Source organism: Pedobacter sp. (assembly GCF_045628745.1).
GTDB lineage: Bacteria > Bacteroidota > Bacteroidia > Sphingobacteriales > Sphingobacteriaceae > Pedobacter.
Genome location: NZ_JAZQPU010000083.1, coordinates 1 through 1803, shown reverse-complemented (window position 1 = coordinate 1803; position 1803 = coordinate 1). Strand labels below are relative to the sequence as shown.

General features: G+C 38.8%; 1 protein-coding gene. It reads left to right on the top strand.

Features of this window, described 5'->3' with window-relative positions:
* Positions 1-1803 (top strand): Gldg family protein (locus ACR2F7_RS03675; RefSeq protein WP_432712238.1); only part of this gene is annotated, 1803 nt, incomplete at both ends.

Genomic DNA, 1803 nt, shown 5'->3' with positions numbered 1-1803 from the left:
ATGAAGAAAATACTCAATATAGCGCGGTTGGAATTAAGTATATTATTTTATTCCCCTATTGCCTGGCTCGTCCTAATTATTTTTATTCTCCAATGTGGCGTAAGCTTCACGGATATCCTCTATGCCACTGAAACAAAACAGCAGATGGGGTCTGTGCTGGAAACAGTCACTAAATCTATGTTTGGTGGCTTTGAAGGCTTTTTTAGTGCAGTACAAAAAAAGTTATATCTCTACATTCCCTTGTTGACTATGGGTTTAATGAGCAGAGAAATTAGCAGTGGATCTCTCAAATTGTTACTTTCTTCGCCCGTAACTAACCTGCAAATCATCTTGGGTAAATTTGTAGCCATGATGGCCTATGGTGGCATCCTGATGCTTGTTCTTTTAGGCATTATGATATCTGGCGTATTTTCAATTGAGCATATGGATATTCAATATGTTTTAGGTGGAATGCTGGGTTTATACTTGCTGATCTGCGCTTATGCAGCCATTGGTTTATTCATGTCATCACTTACCTCTTACCAGGTTGTGGCGGCCATCAGTACCCTTGCCATTCTTGCAGCGTTAAATTTTGTAAGTAAAATTGGTCCCGGTATTGACTTTGTCCGCGACATTACTTACTGGCTATCTATTGCGGGCAGGGCAGATAATTTCATCAACGGACTCATCAGCAGTAAAGATGTTGTTTACTTTTTGATGGTTATTTTCTTGTTCTTAACGTTGAGCATCATGAAGCTTGATGCCGGACGTGAAATCAGAAGCCAAAGTGCACATATCATGCGCTACGCTGCTGTTATTTTAATTGTTGTTGTTGTAGGTGTGGTGACTTCAATGCCTACTTTAACCGCTTATTACGATACCACCAGATTTAAAACCAATACCCTAACCGACGAAAGTTTAGCGATCATTAAACAGCTAAAAAAACCGGTTACCATTACTACTTACCCTAATGTTAACAATAGCTATGCACATTTAGGTGCACCAAAATTCAGGAATTTCGAATTGAGACAGTTTGAACAATATAGCCGTTATTTACCGGGCATTAAATTCAAATATGTGGCTTATTATGATACAGCGATGGCTAGAAATGATAAGACCAAAACATTAGAAGAAAAAGCTCAGCGTGCAGCTACAGCTCATGGCTATGAGTTTAGCGAATTGCTGTCACCTAAAGAGATTAAAAAAGTAATTAACCTGGTACCCGAAGATAACTTCTTTACCCGGACCATCTCTTACGATGGTAAACAAACATTTTTACGCATGTTTTTTGATATGGTGGGTTATCCGCAGGAAGCTGAAATCACTGCAGCACTCAAACGCTTGTTAACTCAACCTGCCACTGTTGGCGTTTTGGCTTCGAATGATGAAAGAAGCATTAACAAAAAAGGTGATAAAGCTTATAAAGATGTAACCAATACTTTAAATAGACGCTCTTCACTGATCAACCAGGGATTTGATGTAAAAACCATTGAATTGGCAGAGAAAGACACCATTCCTCAAAACCTGAGCGTATTGATCCTTGCTGATCCAAAAACACCTTATACCCCACTGCAACTGCAAAAGATTGCCAGCTACATTGAAAAAGGTGGCAACATCTTGATTGCCGGCGAACCTGGTAAACAACAACAATTGAATCAATTGCTACAACCATTAGGTGTTGAGTATATGCAAGGCATGTTATTACAGCAAAGTAAAGATTTAGAGGTAGATTTAATACAATCAAAATTTACGTCAGCAGCAAAATCTCTAGGTTTTAACTATCCACAAAAAACAATCATCAGCATGCCTAATACCATGGGCATT